The 20,370-nt window shown below is 36.6% G+C and carries 17 protein-coding genes and 1 tRNA gene; 7 read left to right on the forward strand and 11 right to left on the reverse strand.

From position 1 onward, the window contains the following. Window positions 1-58: 58 nt before the first annotated feature. A complete protein-coding gene (gene gmhB, locus ABEA36_RS09190; RefSeq protein ID WP_345491374.1) occupies window positions 59-601 on the reverse strand; it encodes a D-glycero-beta-D-manno-heptose 1,7-bisphosphate 7-phosphatase in 543 nt (180 codons plus the stop codon). Window positions 602-713: 112 nt separating this feature from the next. Here gmhB and metN point away from each other — a divergent pair, with 112 nt between their 5' ends. The 6 genes from metN to ABEA36_RS09220 all read left to right on the forward strand — a co-directional run bounded on the left by metN (window position 714) and on the right by ABEA36_RS09220 (window position 6,837). Further along, window positions 714-1,745 carry a methionine ABC transporter ATP-binding protein MetN gene (gene metN / locus ABEA36_RS09195; protein WP_345491376.1) on the forward strand — a complete coding sequence of 344 codons (1,032 nt, stop codon included), beginning with the start codon at window positions 714-716 and terminating at the stop codon, window positions 1,743-1,745. Window positions 1,746-1,857: 112 nt separating this feature from the next. Beyond that, a complete protein-coding gene (locus tag ABEA36_RS09200; protein WP_345491982.1) occupies window positions 1,858-2,517 on the forward strand; it encodes a methionine ABC transporter permease in 660 nt (219 codons plus the stop codon). Between the two features lie 19 nt (window positions 2,518-2,536). Beyond that, window positions 2,537-3,427, forward strand: a complete 891-nt coding sequence (locus tag ABEA36_RS09205; RefSeq protein WP_345491379.1) for a MetQ/NlpA family ABC transporter substrate-binding protein — start codon at window positions 2,537-2,539, stop codon at window positions 3,425-3,427. Window positions 3,428-3,513: 86 nt separating this feature from the next. After that, window positions 3,514-4,197 carry a tRNA (N6-threonylcarbamoyladenosine(37)-N6)-methyltransferase TrmO gene (tsaA, locus tag ABEA36_RS09210; protein ID WP_345491381.1) on the forward strand — a complete coding sequence of 228 codons (684 nt, stop codon included), beginning with the start codon at window positions 3,514-3,516 and terminating at the stop codon, window positions 4,195-4,197. 191 nt (window positions 4,198-4,388) lie between these two features. After that, window positions 4,389-5,417 carry a porin gene (locus tag ABEA36_RS09215; RefSeq protein WP_345491383.1) on the forward strand — a complete coding sequence of 343 codons (1,029 nt, stop codon included), beginning with the start codon at window positions 4,389-4,391 and terminating at the stop codon, window positions 5,415-5,417. 73 nt (window positions 5,418-5,490) lie between these two features. After that, a complete protein-coding gene (locus ABEA36_RS09220; RefSeq protein WP_345491385.1) occupies window positions 5,491-6,837 on the forward strand; it encodes a histidine-type phosphatase in 1,347 nt (448 codons plus the stop codon). A 52-nt stretch (window positions 6,838-6,889) separates the two neighbouring features. On the opposite strand, the gene ABEA36_RS09225 is transcribed toward ABEA36_RS09220, so the two are convergent. The 10 genes from ABEA36_RS09225 to ABEA36_RS09270 form a co-directional block, all read right to left on the reverse strand. Continuing rightward, window positions 6,890-7,138 carry a hypothetical protein gene (locus tag ABEA36_RS09225; protein WP_345491387.1) on the reverse strand — a complete coding sequence of 83 codons (249 nt, stop codon included), beginning with the start codon at window positions 7,136-7,138 and terminating at the stop codon, window positions 6,890-6,892. Window positions 7,139-7,456: 318 nt separating this feature from the next. Next, a tRNA-Ala gene (locus ABEA36_RS09230) sits at window positions 7,457-7,532 on the reverse strand. A gap of 107 nt (window positions 7,533-7,639) precedes the next feature. Then, window positions 7,640-8,644 carry a protein translocase subunit SecF gene (gene secF, locus ABEA36_RS09235; RefSeq protein WP_345491984.1) on the reverse strand — a complete coding sequence of 335 codons (1,005 nt, stop codon included), beginning with the start codon at window positions 8,642-8,644 and terminating at the stop codon, window positions 7,640-7,642. Between the two features lie 54 nt (window positions 8,645-8,698). Beyond that, window positions 8,699-10,555 carry a protein translocase subunit SecD gene (gene secD / locus ABEA36_RS09240; protein ID WP_345491389.1) on the reverse strand — a complete coding sequence of 619 codons (1,857 nt, stop codon included), beginning with the start codon at window positions 10,553-10,555 and terminating at the stop codon, window positions 8,699-8,701. 45 nt (window positions 10,556-10,600) lie between these two features. Next, window positions 10,601-10,933 carry a preprotein translocase subunit YajC gene (yajC, locus tag ABEA36_RS09245; protein WP_345491391.1) on the reverse strand — a complete coding sequence of 111 codons (333 nt, stop codon included), beginning with the start codon at window positions 10,931-10,933 and terminating at the stop codon, window positions 10,601-10,603. A gap of 112 nt (window positions 10,934-11,045) precedes the next feature. Continuing rightward, complete coding sequence (locus ABEA36_RS09250; protein ID WP_345491393.1) at window positions 11,046-12,710, reverse strand: NADH-quinone oxidoreductase subunit N; 1,665 nt, start codon at window positions 12,708-12,710, stop codon at window positions 11,046-11,048. Window positions 12,711-12,713: 3 nt separating this feature from the next. Further along, a complete protein-coding gene (locus ABEA36_RS09255) occupies window positions 12,714-14,327 on the reverse strand; it encodes a complex I subunit 4 family protein (RefSeq protein WP_345491397.1) in 1,614 nt (537 codons plus the stop codon). 22 nt (window positions 14,328-14,349) lie between these two features. Further along, window positions 14,350-16,197, reverse strand: a complete 1,848-nt coding sequence (locus ABEA36_RS09260) for an NADH-quinone oxidoreductase subunit 5 family protein (RefSeq protein WP_345491399.1) — start codon at window positions 16,195-16,197, stop codon at window positions 14,350-14,352. Beyond that, complete coding sequence (nuoK, locus tag ABEA36_RS09265) at window positions 16,194-16,496, reverse strand: NADH-quinone oxidoreductase subunit NuoK (protein ID WP_345491401.1); 303 nt, start codon at window positions 16,494-16,496, stop codon at window positions 16,194-16,196. Before nuoK ends, ABEA36_RS09260 begins: the two co-directional genes overlap by 4 nt. Further along, on the reverse strand, window positions 16,477-17,040 hold the full coding sequence (locus tag ABEA36_RS09270; RefSeq protein ID WP_345491403.1) for an NADH-quinone oxidoreductase subunit J: 564 nt from the start codon (window positions 17,038-17,040) through the stop codon (window positions 16,477-16,479). Before ABEA36_RS09270 ends, nuoK begins: the two co-directional genes overlap by 20 nt. Window positions 17,041-17,702: 662 nt before the next feature. On the opposite strand from ABEA36_RS09270, the gene ppc reads away from it, so the two are divergent. Beyond that, window positions 17,703-20,342: a phosphoenolpyruvate carboxylase gene (gene ppc, locus ABEA36_RS09275; protein WP_345491405.1), complete on the forward strand. Its 2,640-nt coding sequence runs from the start codon at window positions 17,703-17,705 to the stop codon at window positions 20,340-20,342. Window positions 20,343-20,370: the final 28 nt, after the last annotated feature.

The raw sequence follows: 20,370 nt of genomic DNA on the forward strand, positions 1-20,370 counted from the left end.
GTCAGTGGAAGCGCATTATAGACATCTTCTCACTTTCTTCAAGCCTAATTTGCAATTTTTATTTCGTTTGCTCATTTTTTATCTTATTTGGTAAATCGGCTAAGCTGTCAATAACCCAGTCGGCCTGGCTCTCAGCCTCTGCCGTTATTGGATCGCCGGTGCGTACAAGCACGGTTTTTTTCACGCCTGCATTTTTACCGGATAAAAGATCAGATACTCTATCGCCAACCATATAGGAATTTGCAATATCGATATTTAAATCTTTTTTAGCCGCTAAAATCATACCTGGATTTGGCTTGCGACATTCACAATCAGTATGGTTTGGATCATGTGGGCAATAATAGACACCATCAATCTCGACCCCTCTATCAATTAAAGACCAATCCATCCACTCAGTTAAAGTATCAAATTGCTCTTGGGTAAAGATATCCCGTGCAATTCCTGATTGATTTGTTGTGACAACTAATAAGTATCCCATTTTTTTTAGTTCAGCCAGCGCATCAATCACACCATCAATAAAATGGAAATCATCGATTTTATGAACATAATTATAATCTATATTAATAGTACCATCGCGATCTAAGAAAATAGCAGGTTTCATTTTTATTACTCAATTTCAATATTTATATTTGTTGCGTAGCATAATATTTATTGACTTAGATGTCTAGACGTCTTAACATTCTGTAATTAACTTTATGTTTGAATTCTTTGTTATGATAAGACTTGAAAATATCTCTAAAACATTTATTCACGATAAAAAGCCGATATATGCTTTAAAAAACATTAATATCCATGTACCGGCAGGTCAAATCTATGGCGTTATCGGGAAATCGGGTGCGGGTAAAAGTACCTTAATCCGCTGCGTTAACTTACTCGAGAAACCGACGAGTGGTAATATATTTATTGATAATGTAGACATCACACAACTATCTAACCGTCAACTTATTCATACTCGCCGTAAGATAAGTATGATTTTTCAGCATTTTAATTTACTCTCCTCAAGAACGGTATTTGACAATATCGCCTTACCGTTAGAGCTTGATCATACATCTAAGAAAAAGATTAAAGAGAAAGTCAACGGATTATTGGAATTGGTTGGATTACAAGACAAAGCCGATGTTTACCCAGCAAACCTATCTGGTGGGCAAAAACAACGCGTGGCAATTGCCAGGGCGCTGGCTAATGATCCAAAAGTTCTACTATGCGATGAAGCAACCAGTGCACTTGATCCGGAAACCACGCGTTCTATTCTTGAATTACTTAAAGATATTAATAAACGCTTCGGATTAACCATTTTACTTATTACGCATGAAATGGATGTGGTAAAACAGATTTGTGATCAAGTCGCCGTCATTCATAATGGCGAGTTAGTTGAGCAAGCACCGATTGGTGAAATGTTCTCAAATCCTAAAAGTGAAGCAGCGAGACAATTTATTCAATCAACATTACACCTTAATATCCCTGATGATTACTTACACAAATTATCACCGGTTCCAGACGAAGGATTACACCCATTATTACGTCTTGAGTTTACGGGTGTTTCTGTTGATGCGCCGCTACTGTCACAAGCAGCAAAAGAGTTTAATATCGATAATAATATTATCAGCGCTCAAATGGATTATGCCGGTGGCGTGAAGTTTGGCATTATGTTGACAGAAATGATTGGTAGCCCGTTAAATACCAAAAATGCAATTCAGTTTTTACAAAATAATAATGCCAAAGTAGAGGTTCTTGGTTATGTTTAATTTTTTACCCTCTTTTAAACCATTTGAAACGTTGTTGCGTTATCTATCTGGTTTTGATTTTTGGCCAAGTTTTGTTGAATTTTGTTCTTCATTTAATGGCTTCAATGAAAATATGATTTTTAAAATGGCTCAGGCAACCGATGATACTATTTATATGGTGATCTTATCCGGTTTTTGGGGAACCGTAATTGGCTTACCAATTGGTATTATGCTTTATACTACGCGTAAAGGGCAGATTTTAGATTGCTCAATTGCAAATAGCATTTTATCATTTTTTACCAATGTGTTTAGGTCCATCCCATTTATTATTTTAATTGTCTGGATTATTCCCTTTACCTATATTGCAATGGATCTTTTAACGGGAACCAAAAGCTTTCTTGGTAAGCAAGCAGCGATTGTTCCGTTAAGTATTGGTGTTGCGCCACTTATTGCAAGAATGATTGAAAATGCTTTGCTTGAAGTCCCAAAAGGGTTAATTGAAGCTGCTCGTTCTATGGGAGCAACACCATTACAGATTATTCGTAAAGTCTTATTACCTGAAGCCATGCCCGTTATTGTTAACAGTATGACAATTACACTAATCACCCTGACTGGCTACATAGCAATGGCGGGGGCAGTAGGTGCTGGAGGACTTGGGCAATTAGCCGTTCAATATGGCTATCAAGGCTATAAACCAGCAATTATGAATACCGTTTTAATTATATTAGTTGTTTTAATTTTTATCATTCAATTTATTGGTAATGCAATTGTTAAACGTGTTACTCATCACTAACCTTTCAAGGAGAAAGATTATGACATTTAAAAAATTAGCTCTTATCACAACTCTAGCAAGCGCTTTCTTCCTAACCGCTTGCGATAATAATAAATCAGCAACAGTAACCGCTGATGCAGCTGCAAACTCATCAATTAAAGTGGGTGTTATTTCAGGGCCTGAACAAGAAATCGCAGAAGTCGTTAAACAACAAGCAAAAGATTTATATAATTTAGATGTTGAACTTGTTATTTTTAATGATTACGTAACACCAAACCAAGCACTCAATGATGGTCTGATTGACGCGAATGCTTTCCAACATAAACCGTATTTAGATCAACAAATTGCTGAACGTGGCTATAAACTTGCCATTGTGGGTAACTCGTTTGTTTATCCTATTGCAGCTTATTCACATAAATTAAAGCCATTTACTGGCACAACCGAACACGATAATGGCGTCGTGGTAACGTCTCCTCGTGGTGAATCTTACCTTATTGAACCAAATTCAGTCGTTGCTATTCCAAATGACCCAACCAATTTAGGTCGTGCTTTGTTGTTACTACAAAAACAAGGTTTAATTACGGTTGATCCTGCAAAAGGTTTATTACCAACCGTGATTGATGTAACAAGCAATCCATACAATTTACATATTCTTGAGATTGAAGCACCAATGTTGCCTCGTTCATTAGACGATGCACAAGTCGATTTTGCAATTATCAATAATGCATTTGCAGGTCAAGTTAATTTAACCCCGAGCCGTGATGGTATCTTTGTGGAAGATAAAGACTCTCCATATGTTAACATCATTGTTGCTAGAGAAAATAACAAAGATAATCAAAATGTTATTAACTTTGTAAAATCTTACCAAACTGATACTGTCGCGCAAAAAGCGGATCAAGTGTTCAATGGTGGCGCAATTAAAGGCTGGTAATCTGTCCTTAATTGAATGTGTTTAATCTTATAAATTAAAATCAAATGGTGTAAATACCATTTGATTTTTTTAATCATAAAAAAACTATGTTTGATGTAAAAACCATTGGTATTATTCATACCCCCTATCAGCAAAAATTTGGTGTTCCTCGTCAACCCAATTTAGTCCCACTTGGTACGGGTGAGTTGCATCTCATCGCCCCATTCAATCATCCAGACTGCGTACGAGGATTAGAACAATTCTCCCATTTATGGCTATTATTTATGTTTAACCATACAGCTCACCAAGGCTGGCAAAATATGGTGAGGCCGCCAAGACTAGGTGGTAATGAAAAAATGGGTATTTTTGCGACTCGTTCAACATTTCGTCCTAATCCGATTGGGCTTTCAGCGGTTGAGCTACATGACATTGTGATTCAAGATAACTGTACCATTTTAAAACTTGGTAGTGTGGATCTGGTCGATAAAACACCAATAATTGATATTAAACCTTATCTTCCCTATAGTGATAGTTACCCATTAGCGAAAGCCAGTTACGCCAGTGAAAAACCGGCTATTATGCTCACTATTTTATTTTCCGAACTTGCAGATCAACAGCTGTTGTTAAAACCGCAGTTGAAAGATCTTATTCAACAAGTGATTGCCCAAGATCCTCGCCCTGCTTACAAAAAGAAATCGCTATCCACGCAAGAATTTGGCATCACATTACAAAATGCCAATATCCGTTTTAAGGTGGAAGATGATATCGCCACAATCTTAAGTGTTGAATAAAATTTGCTGACTTAAAACCATTAATCTCATAAAACATCCATATCATAAAAGATAACCCGACGTTATCAAATTCCCTTAGCGACGAATTTAATGCTTTTTCGATTCATATTTTTGTCAAATTTATCGATTACTATACAGCTCGTTACACGAACTTCTGTAAAAAACACCATTCAATAATAAGAGGGAAAACAATGAAGAAGTATCAATTAACCGCACTCATCTCAATGTTATGTTTAACGTTTGCCGCTAACAGCTCAATTGAGTTATATAATAAAGAGGGCCATAAAATCAGTTTAAAAGGTCGAGTCAAAGCGATGAATTATTTAACTGATCAAAATAATAGTAATGATGGTGAAGGCGACAAAACCAAAGCACGTATAGGATTTGATGGTCATACTAAAATCACAGATTCAATCACTGGATATGGGCGTGCCGAATGGGAAACCAAAACTAGTGGCACTGCCGTTGATACACGATATGCCTATGCAGGAATTCGATTTTCTGGATTTGGCGCAATCGATTACGGCCGTAATGATGGGATCGTGAAAGGCGTTATATCTTATACTGACGTATTACCTGAGTTCGGTGGTGATGCAGGGAATGTTAACCGCTATTTACTGAGCAAACGGACAAGTGCAGTGCTAACTTATCGTAATCATGATTTTTTCGGACTGGTTGATAATTTACGCTGGACTGTCCAATATGCCGATAACTCATCAGACACAAAAGTTGGTAATCTTAAAAAAGGCCCAGAAGCTTATGGTATGAGTTTAGACTATACAATAGGTGATTCCGGTATATCATTAGCCGGGGTTTATACACAAACCGCCAACAGTAATAAATTTAAAACTTGGGCAACAGGCATAAAATATAACGCTAATGATCTTTATTTAGGTGCTCTTTATATTTCATCAAAACAAAATGATAGCGATATAAAATACAGTGGTTATGAATTTGTGGCACAATATGGGATTAAAACTGAGCTTGGCCAATTAACGCCATCCCTCGCTTATATTCGTCATCAAGATAAATCTGCAAATGTCAGTCATAAAAATTTATCGGAATATATCGAACTTGGTGCAACCTACGATTTTAATAAAAATATAAAAATCATTATTGATTACAAGTTTAATTTACTGGATAAAGAGGATATTGGTGCCAAAAATATCGAAGCGAACACCAAAGATGTACTCGCTTTGGGCATTATGTACCAATTCTAATATAAATATCGCTAAAATTGTTACACAACATCGTTTATGATGTCTGTGTAACAATTTACTTATAAGGCCCATCATGAAAAGACTCATCACTATTTTGTTGTCCTTCGCTTTATCATTTAACTGTTTTGCAGAAAATGTTGCGTCAGGTTCTAAATCAGCCTATCCACATGATGACATACCAGCGTTGACATCAGCACCACAAGGCTATACGGCTTTTTATATTAATCATATTGGTCGTCACGGTTCTCGCTACATTAGTAAACCCAAAAATGAAGACATTACGCTAAAAATACTCAATTTAGCAAATCAGGAGCAGCAGTTAACACCACAAGGTGAAATTTTACGACAACAAGTAAATCGTATTATCTCTTTGAATCAACATAATTATGGTCAGTTAAGTGAACTTGGCAAACAAGATATGCAAGAGATGGGTGCTCGTGTTCTGGACAATAACAAAACGGTCTTTAGCGGTAAGCATATTGAAGTACTAACCACAACGGTTCCACGAGCAATCGCAAGTGCTAATGCTTTTTTAGTATCATTTCATTCGCTTTATCCGACCATAACGATTAAACAACAACCTGAAGATGCTCAAACCACCCTTCGTTTTTTTGAATATTCACCTGCTTTTGAAAACTATAAAGAGAGTAAGTCACTCAAAGACTTGAGCAAATTACTCGAAAAATCGGCACAAACTAAACTAATGAGTCAAAATGTTGTCAGTAAAATATTTACGCCAGAGTTTATAGCACAACTGGATGAAGGCATTGTGGGCATAGATAAAGGTAAAATAAAAACCCATGAATTTACTTTAGCTTTATTTGCCCTTTATCAAGAATTGCTGTCATTTACGCCACAATTGCTAACAAACAACCAACTTGATTTTGATGCTTATTTTAATGATCAACAAAAACAATGGCTGACAACAGTCATCACGGTTAAAAACTATTTACAAATCGGTCCTGCATTTAACGCCAACGGTATTCAAATAAAAATTGCTGCACCATTGCTACTCGATATTATTGAGACTACGGACAATGCAATAACCAATCAAAATATTGATGCTAATTTTCGTTTTGCCCATGCTGAAACGGTATCTCCCTTAGCAACATTATTAGAACTGGATGGCACAACTCAGATTACTGATGCTATCGATGCTTACCCTAAGTATTGGCAGGCTGAAAAAATTATCCCTATGGGTGCAAATATCCAATTTATTTTTTATAAGAGTCAGCAACCAACACAGCCTATATTAGTTAAAGTGTTATTGAATGAAAGGGAAGTTCATTTACCCATAAAAACCAATCACTATCCTTACTATGAATGGCAAGCGGTTAAACAGTTTTATACTCAGAAATTAATATCATTGGGTATTGATCTTAATCAGCCTCCATTAGCGGTACTGAAAAACCTCAACTGATACATCATCGCTGTAACATCCATCCTAACTGAAACAATATTGAACCTTGTTTTCAGTTAGAATGGTATTTATAAAGGGTTTTGCGGTTTACAATCTCATCTTCAAACACAAATTCAGCTTCTTCGATATGTTGATCAAGTGAAAACTTTTGATTATCAAAATCATCAATATGCTCAACGATGGCTTTACTATGGAAGATCATTTGTTGACTAGCGGATGGTTCAACATTTTGAGAATAAGCATCACTCACCGTTCCACCAAATAATATTATTGCTAAACTGAAGCTAAACAATATTTTCATCATACAACCCTATTAACGATTAATCCCTTTTAATAATAAACACGCCAAAAAGATATTCAATCGACTTAACAAGCTCTTAAATAATCATTTTCACTCAAATCGGAATGGTAAAGTAATGTTAATTTAAAGAGAATAGGCAATAAAAGCATTTACAAAGTGACTTATATAAAATGTTTACTGAGTTTTAGATAAATAAACACCGTTACGTACTTTTTATGAAATAAAATTACGCTTACCTAAAAAGATAAATATAAAGCGATTCCAAATGAGGCCTAAAGAGAATTTTGAAGGATATGAAAATGGTGTAAAATAATGAATTGGTGGAGCCAAGGGGGATCGAACCCCTGACCTCAACGCTGCCAGCGTTGCGCTCTCCCAGCTGAGCTATGGCCCCATAAAGATATAATGCTCGCGCAATAATATGCAACTGAACAACTGATGTCAATACACAATTAAGTATATCGCCTATTTGTGCATAATAAATAGACGATATACTTTATATTAACGAATAATCGGCGCCTGATCTGCACCTTCAACTTCCACTTTTTGTGGAATGAAGTGATCGCGCTTAATACCCATTTTTAATGCCATATAAGCAGCAACATAAATCGATGATAAGGTACCAAGTAAGATACCAACGCCTAATGTCTCAGAGAAGCCTTTTAACATGCTACCTCCGAAAATATACAGAATAATGACCACGGCAAGCGTTGTTGCGGATGTCATTAATGTACGGCTTAATGTTTGGGTTAATGAAATATTAATCACGTCATAAGGTGAAGCTCGACGAATTTTTCGGAAGTTTTCACGAATACGGTCAAATACTACGATGGTATCATTTAATGAGTAGCCAATAATTGATAGCATTGCCGCAACGATTGTTAGATCAAGTTCTCGTTGGAATAATGATAAATACCCCGCCGTAATAATCACGTCATGTGCTAATGCAACAACCGCACCAGTACCAAAACGCCATTCAAAACGAAAACCGATATAAATCAAAATACAAATCAACGCTGCGCAGATTGCCAAAATACCATCTTGTGCAAGTTCAGAACCAACTGTCGGCCCAACAAATGCAACACGCTTAATTTGAGCTTGTGAATCAATATCTTTATGCATTAAATCAGAAATTTTTGAACCAACGGCACTATTAATCTTTTGGATTTCTTTTGCATTAGGTTCTTTACCAACCTCAATTGAATCATCTTGAGTGATAACCGGTAAACGAATAATGATATCACGACTACTTCCGTAATATTGTACGACTGGTTCACCATATCCCGCTTGTTTGAGGCTAGCCCGAATATCATCCAATTCAATTGATTTACTTAAGGTTACTTCAATCGTTGTACCACCAGTAAAGTCTTGTCCTAAGTTAAATCCTTTGGTAAAAACAACCACGATTGAAGCGACGACTAATAGCATTGAAATAACAAATGCAACAAAGCCTACGCGAAGAAAATCAATAACACGACGTCCATTATTGAGCGATTCAATGCTCACTGGCGCATCTGCAGTATTATTCTTTGTTAACTGTGAATCTGCCACCCTATACTCCTAGATTGATAGCTTATTAACACGGCGCCCGCCGTATATTAAATTAGCCAATGCCCGGGTTCCAACGATCGAGGTGAACATCGAGGTTAAAATACCAATACCCAGTGTTATTGCAAACCCTTTAATTGAACCCGTACCGACTGCATACAAAATAACGGCAGTCATGAGTGTTGTAATATTGGCGTCAAAAATACTGCTCCATGCACCGGCATACCCTTCACTAATTGCATGCTGAACACCACGCCCATTACGTAACTCTTCTTTTATTCGCTCATTAATCAGTACGTTTGCATCAACCGCCATGCCCACGGTTAATACAATCCCAGCAATACCAGGCATACTCAGTGTCGCCCCAGGCAATAAGGACATAATACCAACAATAAGAATTAAGTTAGCCACTAGCGCTAAACTTGCAAACACACCAAATAAACGGTAAACAATTAACATAAAGGCAACGGAGATTAAAAGACCCCATAAACAAGATTCTAACCCTTGCGTAATGTTTTCTTGCCCCATTGATGGCCCAACAGTGAGCTCTTCAATAATTTGAATCGGCGCAATTAAAGCTCCGGCACGGAGTAAAAGTGATAATTGTTTTGCTTCTTCAACACTACTGATGCCCGTCACTTGAAAGCGGTCACTAAAAATACCTTGAATGGTCGCAACGTTAATCACTTCTTCTTGTTTTTCAAGGATTGGTTTTCCGTCTTTATCAAGTTTGCCTGAGTCCTTATATTCAACAAACAATGTCGCCATTGGTTTATAACGATTGGCTTGCGTAAAGGCTAGCATCTTTTTACCACCTTCACTGTCTAATGAGATTGATACTTCGGGTTGACCGTACTCATTTAGACGGAATGATGAATCCGTGATGTGATCACCTGTTAACACAACGTTTTTATAAAGTAAAACAGGTCGACCATCTTGCGTATATTTAATCTCAGAACCGTAAGGCGCACGTGTCCGCCCTGAAACAATATCTGCAACATTATAGGCTGTTGAATCATTAACTTGCCTAAATTCTAACGTTGCCGTCGCCCCTAAAATTTGTTTTGCCAGAGCCGTGTCTTGAATACCCGGTAATTCAACAATAATGCGGTCCGCACCTTGTCGTTGAACAATCGGCTCAGCAACACCTAGTTGGTTAACTCGGTTTCTTAAAATATTCGTATTTTGAACAACTGCATCTGTTTTGGTTTGTTGCAAGCGAGCTTCACTAATACCAATAACAAGTTGGTTATTACCTTGCGAGACAACATCATAATCGGCTAATTGATTAATTCGGGTAATTGCAGCATTACGTGCATCACTTGAGTCAAATGTCACAACAATTTGTTGATCATTGTTTTTAGTTAATGAACGATAATCAATTTTATTGTCTTTAAAATCTGATTTTAGTGCTTCAGCTGCTTGGTCAAGCAACTTATCTAATGCCGTTGTCATATCAACTTCCATTAGAAAATGGACACCACCACGCAGATCTAAACCTAATTTCATTGGCTGAGCGCCAATAACACTTAACCACGCAGGCGTTGCTGGAGCAAGATTTAATGCCACAACGTATTTATCACCTAATGAGTCACTGATTAACTCTTTCGCTTTTAACTGCGTGTCGTTACTTGCAACTCGAATCAAAATAGAATTGTTCTCAAGGACAATCGATTTTGCTTCAATTTGGTTATTGCTTAAAACGGTTTGAATTTGTTCTTGAGTTTTAACTGTAACATCAGCGCCTCTAGAACCAGAGATTTGAATGGCAGGATCTTCACCATAAATATTAGGAAGTGCATAAAGAAGGCCGACGAAAATCACGACGACCAACAAAATATACTTCCACAAAGGATAGCGATTTAACACGACGTATTCTCTTGTGGTTTATTGTTTAATTTATCAAACAATGAATTATAAAGACTTCATTGTTCCTTTTGGAAGAACTGAAGTAATAAAATCACGTTTAATCACAACTTCAGTAGAATCATTAAGTTCTAATGAAACATAACCATTTTCACTGATTTTAGCAACGCGACCAATTAAACCACCATTTGTTAAAACTTCATCACCTTTAGCAATAGATGACATCAGTTCGCGGTGAGTTTTAGCGCGTTTTTGTTGTGGGCGCATAATCATAAAGTAGAAAAACAAACCAAATACAACTAACATGATTGGTAAAAAATAAGGATTTGTTTCGCTAGCGTCCCCTGCATCTGCAAAAGCTTTACTGATAAAAAAGTCCATATACTTCCTCTTAACTCATTTAATGATTAATAAAAATTGGTGAACAATAATACACGAGAAATCGAATTATAGCACACTAATTTAAAATATTGATCTCTCGTTATTCTATCTACTATTGAGGCATCAAATATTGTGCCACACTGACTAAATTAAATAGCCAACTTGGGTACATTCCACAGAATAAAATTAACAACGCAGAACCCACGATAAAAATTTCATTAATACCAATATGCCCAGATTTAAACGTCATAGCTGGTATAAGGCTTTGCCCTGCTTGTAAGTGTGGTGGTCTTATATAAAGATTAATGACCAGCCTTAAATAAAAATATAAGCCAAATGCACTACCGACAACAATCGCACCGACAAGCCACCACAGTTCAGCGGTAACGCCTAATAAAACTAATGAAAAACGGCCAATAAATCCAACAGTTAATGGTATCCCGGCTAAGGATAACAAGCCAATTCCCATGGCGAGTGCTATAATCGGTCTGCGCCAAAATAACCCGCAAAGATCAATGTCATCATCTTGATCTTCATTTTCATTAGAGTGAGATTCAAGGCTAATGACGCCTAGTACACAAATATTAGCTAAAATATAACCAATCAAATAAACGCCGATTGTTTCTAAAGCTAATACTTGGTATTGCACAGCAATGAGCGCTATCAATAAATAACCGAAATGAGTAATCGAAGAATAGGCCAATAAGCGTTTAATATTACGTTGGGTTATCGCAAAAACATTCCCCCAAATAATTGAGCAAAATGCCATAATCACCATAATTATGCGAATCGTTTCGTTATTGACAACGGGTGCTAATAAAAATAGGCGGGCAACCGCACAAAATATTGCAACCTTACCGACTGTTGTTAGTAGTAATGCGACACAAGCCGGTGCACCTTGGAAAACATCGGGTAGCCAAAGTTGGAATGGCACTAGTGATAGTTTGAATCCAATCCCCACTAGCATTAAGCATACACCAAGTAATAATAAAATACTGGGTGCAACCAGTGTTGATAATTGAAAGCTCAATCCACTAAATGTTAATTCGCCAGTTGCGGCATAATAAAAGGCAATCCCCATTAACAAGAATGTTGTTGAAATAACGGATAAGACCATATATTTTATCGCTGCTTCGAGCGCATATTGTTGTGTATATTGATAACCAATCAACCCCACAACAGGAATCGATAGCAGTTCAATACCAATAAACAATGAAATAAGGTGACTTGAATAAATGAGTGTCGTACCGCCTAATGCCGAAAATAGCACCATTAAATAAAATAGACCATGATGCGTTTGTGGGTCATTTTGGAACCATTTAAAGGCAAGCGTAGAAACAATAATAGAAAGTAACAATACAATACTTGTATACAAAGCCCCATACCCATCACTGGTAAACAACGCCGTGACATAGGTTGGTTTCCAAAAGGCACTTGTGTCTTGCTCAACATTTAGGGTTTCGTCAAGTAGGTCTGCCTCTTGAGTCAATGAGGGTAGTGAATCCGTCGTTTGTTGTGGCCCGTCAACGTCTTCCAATTGTTCAGCTGGCGTCTGTGCTTTGGCGATTGTCTGTGGTTCGCCAGAGTGCGAAATGATTTGATACCCCACAAAAGAAGACGTCATCAGTGCCACGGTTAAACTTGCTACAGTAAATATTGCTGATAACTTTGTATTGATTCGCCATAAAAGCAGTAAAAATAATAAAATAACTATTGCTAGCCCCAAGATTAACATGGGCAATAAATAGATAAATTCAGATATCGTAATCGCCATCATCTGTTAAACATCCCCTTTAATGAGATTGGTTTGGGCACTGCTGATAATTTGTTGAATTTTGTTTACTGCAGGGTAAGACATATCAAGAACCCACTGAGGATATAATCCAATAAAAATTAAAATAGCCAAAATAAAAATAAGTAAAAAGAGATCACTAAACGCAAGCGAATCTTTGTCTTTATTGAGTAGCGATTTATCAACCGCGCCATAAAACATGGGCTGTAAACGAATAATGATAGAGACTGAAAGTAAAATTAAACCCGCCATTAAAAATATCGCCGATAGCACTGAATTGGTATAGCTACCGTATAACACCATAAAATTACCCACGAAATTGGCCGTACCTGGTACACCAAATACTGCAAGAATAAAGAATAATGTTAATGTAGATAAATATTTAACATGAGATTTTAATCCTAAAAACTGGTTTATATTTCGAGTCAGATAGCGTTCAGCCAAGATACCACTAATAATAAATAATCCAACGATTACCAAACTGACTGAGATAATTTGTAAAATCACACCTTGGTAGGCAAGTAGCGAACCACTATATATGACGGTTGTCATAAAACTGATTAATGCAATATGCGTATAAGCAACAAGACGCTTAATATCAGTCTGACTAAAACATAGGAAGGTTGTATAAAACAGCGTGAATAGACTCAGTATCAGCATAAAAGGCATAATGGTTAATGATGCATTCGGGAAAAGGGGCATAACAAAACGCAACAGCCCATAAATCGCAGTATTAACTAATAAGCCGCTAATCATGATTGAACCCGTTGTCGATGACTCAATGTGTGCATCAATAAACCAGTTGTGTAATGGTATTAAAGGTAATCGAACGATAAAAGCAGCCAAAAAACCTAGCATTAGCATAAACTCAACATAACTGGATATTGGCGTTTTCATTAACACATTGTAATCAAACGTCCATTGATTGGTTAATTGCCAGTTAGTAAGTGCTAACGATATTATCGAGATGAGCATGAGTAAGCTACTCACTTGAGTATAAATCAAGAATTTACTTGCCCCATTAATCCGCAGCTGAGCACTGGATTCACGTCTTCCCCATAAAGTAATCAGAAAATAAAGTGGAATGGCAACGGCTTCCCATAAGAAGAACCATAAAAATAGATCCATTGCCATAAAGAGCATCATGACGGCTGATGCCATAAATAACAAACAAAAATAAAATAACCCAGAACTGCCTGGACTTTCTTTGCGAGAATATAAGATTGCAATAACCACAATCAATGAAGTTAATGCACTCATCAAGATCGATAAACCATCCATCACTAAATGGAAACGAATCCCAAGTAAGGGGATCCAATCAAGGTCAACGATCTCTATCCAATCCTGCCCTAGATAAAATGCAGTAAGTGCTTGCCAACCAAACACACAAATAATGATAAACACACCGAGCATTGTAAACAAAGCAACCCAACCTGATCCAAAGTTGCATAATTCATTGCTCAGTTTATTTAATAGAAAGAAACGGCTATTATGTTCTATTCTACACTGTTCTACTTTCGTAAATGAGCGCTGTAGACAGGCTTCAAGAAGCCATCCAACAAATCCACCCAATAATGGTAAAAACCCCAGCCAAAATAACACAGAAAATCCTTCTAAAATGCAATTAAATTAAAATAAGTAATAATAAAATCAATATACTACCAGCAACAATTGACATCATATACCAGCGTAAACGACCATTTTCTAACGACTCTATTTGGAAGTTAACCTTTCTAACCCCCCAATTAATCACGCGATTCCACTGTGCAATAGGATCTTTCTTGATTAACTGAACTAAATACAAGTAAGGCGTGACAAATAAAAGTTGTAATAACTGATCAAAACGCCACTCACTTCGCCAAAGTTTAAACAGAGCTCGACCAATAGGCGCATGTGCGATTTCATTAATTTCAGAATTTGAATCAAAAAATAGTATGTACGCAATCAAAATGCCTAAGATCGTGACTGCTGCTAATAGTAATTGCAACATTAATTGATTTTTAGTATCCAAATCAATTACGGGTACAATACCCTCGATAGGCAATGGTAAATAAATAAAGATTGCCGTTGACATAATAGCAAGCACAATCAACGGAATATAACTTGATCTTGGTACGGTAGTAAAATGTTCCAGTTTTTGTTTGTGGTGAAATACCGTAAAAATAAGTCTTAAAATACTTAATGTTGACAGTAATATCCCAATTAGGGCAATGGTACCTAATCCCATTTTATTGTTCATCATTAAACCCCAGATGATATCGCCTTTTGTGTAAAAAGCAGACATTAACCAAGGCATTGCACATAATGAGGCAGCAGAGAGCAAGAACGCCCCATAAAGCAAAGGATAACGACGATATAAACCGCCTAATTTATAAATGTTTTGCTCACCATTACACACCTTGATTAATAGTGAACTCGAAAGCAATAATAAGGCACTTGTGACACTATAACTAATCATAAAGTTAAGTGACAACACCCAGTTTTGTATCACAAAAGCAAAAAAGATATAACTCACCTGCCCTAAATTAATGTAGGTAATTAAGCTTTTTATCTCGTTTTGTACTAGCGATACACAACCAGCAAAAATAATCGTAATCCCCGCTAAGATACTTATCATGTCAAAAATATCATTAGACATCATAAACAGAGGGCTAAAACGTAAAATAAAATACCCACTCGATAAGACCATCGTAACCGATTGTAACAATGTCATCACAGGCATGGGTGCAATTGCCGTTTCAGTAAAGCCTGTATGGAATGGAAATAACCCTGCTTTCCCCATTACCCCAATAAAAAACATTAACGTTATCCAAAAAATAATTTCGGAATCCACCGCTAAATTTTCATTTGCGAGTTCAATTAGTTCGCGAATATTTAAGGTATTTAATTCATTGTAAATTAAAAAGATGCCAAACAGTAAAAACGTATCTGCAACCACCATGACTAAAAATGCTTTAACAGCAGAAAAGTTGACTTTACGTTTTTGGAAATAAATGCCGATCAATAAGTAACAACTAATACTTACGCCTTCCCAACCAACAAATAGCACAAACAAATTATCGGCTAAAATTAATAAAAATAGACTTGAAATCAATAAATTGCCATAAGCAAAAAAAGTATAAATGTCATTTGAAGAGGTGAGATAACAGGCTGCAAAAAAATAAATGAGTAAGCTAAAGAATGAAATAATGATTAAAAAGACTAAAGATAAACCATCTAATTGCAATGAAATTGCAACTTTAGTTGTACCAACTGTAAACCATTCCCATAAGAAACGGGAATAAATTAATGACGTATCTGGAACCGTGTTAGCCTGATAATCAATACAGACAAACAACATCAATAAGCATAATAGCCCAATGGTACTGATCCCAATCACCAGAATATTCTCTTTACGGATATGGCGTCCTAAACAAACCAAAATTAAAAAAGAGATCAGTGGAATAATAATCGTTAAATAAAGTAAATTCATCCTTTCATTTCACTCAATGCATCAATATTTACGGTTTTTCGTCGGTAATACATTTTGACAAGCAAGGCTAAACCAATACACCCTTCTGCCAACGCGGCACTTACCGCAATAATTGAAATGATTTGTCCATCGGGTTGTAGCCAATAAGAACCAGCTGCAACTAAAGCAATGACTGCACCATTAATCATAATCATTAAACTTAATAATAAAAATAAGAAATTACGGCGAATCATCGCACCAAACAAACCAATAACAAACAGTGTAGTAGCTAATATTAAGCTATGCATTAGTGGAATCATGCGTTTCCCCTTCCTGATGTTCTAATGTTGGCATTAATTCATTATCTTTATTGAGATAAAGTCGATAAATAAAATGATAAGCAATGACCAGTGCGCAAAGTAATAATAGTACGGCCAACTCAATAACTAAAATATAAGCTCCCAATAACATATCGGTAATATTACTTTCTTCCATGCGACTTGACGACAAAAATGGATAATCATTACTCGCAATGCCATAAATTAACGTCACAAATAACACAAAAACTAAAATTAACGGTCCTAACCAAATTTTAGGACTAATACCACGTTTATTTTGTTCGACCATATCTTTACGAATATTGGTTAGCGATAAGACGGATAGGAAAAGTAAAGACACAGCTCCGACGAATAACATCACAACTAAAGCGGCTGAAAAATAAGCGCCCATAATAAAAAAGACTACGGCAGTGGCCAGAAGTGAAATAACAAAGTACAAAAGTGCATTCATTGACTGTGTTCCGCTAATCGCTTTCGCACTAGCTAAAACAGTAATAATTGCTGCAATATAAAAAACAGAAACCATCTATTTATCCATGTTATTCTATATTTTAAGTGGCTAAGATAAATAAAATACATGTTCGATAACATAGCACTTTATTTACTATAGTATGTAGAATTTATACGCAAATAATCTTACCTAAATATAAAATATCAGGTATAAATTAAAGCATAATTGAATTTATTGAGTTATTTTTATGCTTATTGACCGAAAAGTCTAGTAAATTTATTGTTAATAACGTTTAAACTATCATTAAATACGCTGATATTTGTTTTTATTCAAGATTCAAGATTCCAGTTTACGTTCAAGGATCGCCGTTAACGTAAATAAACAGGATAAAAAAAATGTTGAGGAGGGTGATTCGATAGCATTTTTCATCATCAACATTGAATCAGCATAATTAAAATTAGTAACCAATATGCCAATATAAATATTTATGATTTAATTTTGTCATTACAATATTATAAAGTATCAAATAAATAAGAATATTATGTAGGTAATACGTTTAATTTTGGACAAATATTGAGCTTTGTTTTGGAGTGATGTACACCCTCTCCCTCTTCCATAGCGACCAAACAAACATAAGACATCACATTTTTTATAAAAAAATAAAGGTACTAACTAAATAGTACATAACACTTAATAGCAACACCAACGATTGCGATACGTTAATCATGAGGATCTCCATGAAGACTGATTATTCATTAATGAAAAGTAATATCAATATGCTCGGCACGCTTTTAGGTGACGCCATTACTCGAGCTGCAGGTCAAGAGACATTAGATCGCGTAGAAAATATCAGATTACTTGCAAAAGTGAGCCAACAAGGTGACAGTGCCGCACACGATGAATTGCTCAATTTAATTAAAAACCTTAGTAATGAAGAGTTGCTTCCTGTTGCCAGAGCATTTAACCAGTTTCTTAATTTAGCCAATACAGCGGCTGAATACTATGGCATTTCACCACATGGCGAAGCTGTAAGCAGCCCACAAAAATTAACTGAGTTGTTTAATAACCTGAAAACACAAAATATTGCGAGTGCTGAAATCTGTAAAGCGATTCGCGAGCTTTCAATCGAGCTTGTTCTAACGGCACATCCAACCGAAATTAATCGTCGAACACTGATTAATACTTACACATCGATCAATACTTGCCTAGCCCAATTAGATCATGATGATTTAGCCGATTATGAAAAAGACCGTATTATGCGTCGATTACGTCAACTGGTTTGCCAAGCTTGGTATACGGATGAAATCCGCAAACAAAGACCAACGCCCATTGATGAAGCTAAATGGGGCTTTTCAGTCATTGAAGATAGCCTATGGGAAGGGGTACCACTCTTTTTAAGAGAGTTTAATGATCAACTTGTTGATGCATTTGATAGACAGTTACCTGTTGAACATGTACCGATCAAATTTACCTCTTGGATGGGGGGGGATCGCGATGGTAACCCAAATGTTACCGCTAAGGTAACAGCTAAAGTCATGTTGCAAGCACGAATTAAAGCCATTGAATTATTTCTAGCAGACATTCAAATATTGGTACGCGAATTATCAATGTCGGAATGTACTCAAGAAGTACTGGATTATTTAGATGCTGGTAAAGAGTATGCAGAACCTTATCGTGTCATCATGAAAATGCTACGTTCACGCTTAGTCAAAACTCATACTTATTTAACTTCATTACTTAATGAAGAAGAGCTCTTAGCGCCATCAGATGTTCTATTAAACAATGCTCAATTATGGCAGCCACTTTATAGCTGTTACAATTCATTAATTGAATGTGGAATGTCCACCATCGCTCACGGGCCACTACTCGATACCCTACGTCGAATCAAGAGCTTTGGCCTTCAACTGGTGCGTTTGGATATTAGGCAAGACAGCTCAGTTCACACGGATGCACTCGATGCTTTAACTCAAGAGTTAAATTTGGGTAGTTATGCTGCTTGGTCTGAACAAGAAAGACAACAATTTTTGTTAAATGAACTGGCCTCAAACCGACCTTTATTACCTTATCAATGGCAGCCTGACGAGTCGGTAAAAGAAGTCTTTGATACATGTAAAGTGATCGCTAAAGCGGGTGAAGAGTCAATTTCGGCTTATGTTATCTCGATGGCAAAAACACCATCAGATATTTTAGCCGTATATCTATTATTAAAATCAGTTAATTGTCAAAAACATATTCCAGTTGTGCCATTATTTGAAACACTCGATGATCTAAACAATGCCAAATCAGTTATGCAAAAGCTGCTTGATATTCCATGGTATCGTGAGTGTATTCGTGGTAAGCAAATGGTCATGATTGGTTATTCTGACTCAGCGAAAGATGCCGGTACACTAGCTGCTTCTTGGGCGCAATACCGTTCACAAGAAGAATTAGTTAAACTGTTTGCAGATAATGGTATCGAATTAACACTATTTCATGGTCGTGGCGGTACAATCGGACGAGGTGGCGCTCCAGCTCATGCGGCGTTATTATCTCAACCACCAGGCTCATTAAAGGGTGGTTTACGTGTTACCGAACAAGGTGAGATGATCCGCTTTAAACTCGGTTTACCGGATGTTGCGTTGAGTAGTTTAATGCTTTATGCATCAGCCATCTTACAAGCAAACTTATTACCGCCACCCAATCCTAAACAAGACTGGCGTACGATTATGGATGAAATGTCAAAAACATCATGTGAATGTTATCGTCATTATATTCGTGAGGAGCCAGAATTTGTACCTTATTTCCGCGCAGTTACACCAGAAATAGAACTGGGTCGATTACCGCTAGGTTCCCGCCCACAAAAACGTAAAAAAGGTGGTGGTATTGAAAGTTTACGTGCCATTCCATGGATCTTTGCATGGACCCAAAATCGCCTCATGCTACCCTCTTGGTTAGGCGCAGGTTCGGCACTAAAAATCGCGATGAATGAAGGGAAAGAGACTCTTTTAAAAGAGATGTACCATAATTGGCCATTTTTTAATACACGACTTGGAATGTTAGAGATGGTCTATGCAAAAGCGGATACCAATATCTATCAACATTATGAAAAACGACTGGTTGATGCATCAATGTGGCATTTAGGCACAGCACTGTGCCAATTATTAAAAGATGATATTGAGGTAGTATTAAAGATTACTGATGATGACAGCTTAATGGCAGATTTGCCATGGATAGCTGAATCCGTTGCATTACGTAATAGCTATATCAAGCCCCTCAATTTATTACAAGTGGAATTGCTTGACCGCTCGCGTAAGGGACACGAAGAAAATTCAACGGTAGAACAAGCATTAATGATTACGATATCGGGAATCGCCGCCGGAATGCGAAACTCCGGGTAACCAAGATAAAATTGGCACATAACGTGCC

Source organism: Orbus sasakiae (genome assembly GCF_039542345.1).
Taxonomy (GTDB): domain Bacteria; phylum Pseudomonadota; class Gammaproteobacteria; order Enterobacterales; family Orbaceae; genus Orbus; species Orbus sasakiae.

Bases quoted from the DNA above. Each gene is read 5' to 3' on its own strand.
- ABEA36_RS09225 (WP_345491387.1), bottom strand. From the start codon at position 7,138: ATGAAAATATTGTTTAGCTTCAGTTTAGCAATAATATTATTTGGTGGA.
- ABEA36_RS09260 (WP_345491399.1), bottom strand. From the start codon at position 16,197: ATGAATTTACTTTATTTAACGATTATTATTCCACTGATCTCTTTTTTA.
- ABEA36_RS09215 (WP_345491383.1), top strand. From the start codon at position 4,389: ATGAAGAAGTATCAATTAACCGCACTCATCTCAATGTTATGTTTAACG.
- ABEA36_RS09220 (WP_345491385.1), top strand. From the start codon at position 5,491: ATGAAAAGACTCATCACTATTTTGTTGTCCTTCGCTTTATCATTTAAC.
- gmhB (WP_345491374.1), bottom strand. From the start codon at position 601: ATGAAACCTGCTATTTTCTTAGATCGCGATGGTACTATTAATATAGAT.
- ABEA36_RS09270 (WP_345491403.1), bottom strand. From the start codon at position 17,040: ATGGTTTCTGTTTTTTATATTGCAGCAATTATTACTGTTTTAGCTAGT.
- nuoK (WP_345491401.1), bottom strand. From the start codon at position 16,496: ATGATTCCACTAATGCATAGCTTAATATTAGCTACTACACTGTTTGTT.
- ABEA36_RS09200 (WP_345491982.1), top strand. From the start codon at position 1,858: ATGATTTTTAAAATGGCTCAGGCAACCGATGATACTATTTATATGGTG.
- ABEA36_RS09250 (WP_345491393.1), bottom strand. From the start codon at position 12,710: ATGATGGCGATTACGATATCTGAATTTATCTATTTATTGCCCATGTTA.
- ppc (WP_345491405.1), top strand. From the start codon at position 17,703: ATGAAGACTGATTATTCATTAATGAAAAGTAATATCAATATGCTCGGC.
- ABEA36_RS09205 (WP_345491379.1), top strand. From the start codon at position 2,537: ATGACATTTAAAAAATTAGCTCTTATCACAACTCTAGCAAGCGCTTTC.
- metN (WP_345491376.1), top strand. From the start codon at position 714: ATGATAAGACTTGAAAATATCTCTAAAACATTTATTCACGATAAAAAG.
- tsaA (WP_345491381.1), top strand. From the start codon at position 3,514: ATGTTTGATGTAAAAACCATTGGTATTATTCATACCCCCTATCAGCAA.
- yajC (WP_345491391.1), bottom strand. From the start codon at position 10,933: ATGGACTTTTTTATCAGTAAAGCTTTTGCAGATGCAGGGGACGCTAGC.